Source organism: Dietzia cercidiphylli (genome assembly GCF_014145145.1).
Taxonomy (GTDB): domain Bacteria; phylum Actinomycetota; class Actinomycetes; order Mycobacteriales; family Mycobacteriaceae; genus Dietzia; species Dietzia natronolimnaea.
The window spans coordinates 1-375 of the sequence record NZ_JAALEA010000505.1; the positions used below are offsets into that span (position 1 = coordinate 1).

Genomic DNA, 375 nt, shown 5'->3' on the forward strand with positions numbered 1-375 from the left:
GTCGTGGGGCACCGACAAGCCGGTCCGGATCTCGATCATCGACGGCATCGCCCAGGGTCTGCCCAACCGCGTCCAGTTCGTCAACGGCGCCTACGCCAGCTTCGACTGGCTGTGCGAGGAGTTGCTCTCCGGCGGCGAGGCGAGGGTGCGGTTCGACCTCATCGACCCGCAACCGGGAGTCCAGGACACCCCGGACGCGGTGCTCAAGTACTTCATCACCCCGGCGTTGGCCGAGCGGATCCGGCTACGGGACGGGACCTGCCGCCACCCCGGATGCACCGTCGAGGCCCACGACTGCGAGATCGACCACATCATCGCCTTCGACCACCAGCGCCCCGAGATGGGCGGACCCACCGCCGAGTGGAACCTGATCTG

1 protein-coding gene is annotated in these 375 nt (G+C 68.3%); it reads left to right on the forward strand.

The genetic code is table 11. From position 1 onward, the window contains the following. Positions 1-375, forward strand: a 375-nt coding sequence (locus G6028_RS18260) for an HNH endonuclease signature motif containing protein (RefSeq protein ID WP_241730842.1), incomplete at both ends; no start/stop codon positions are given.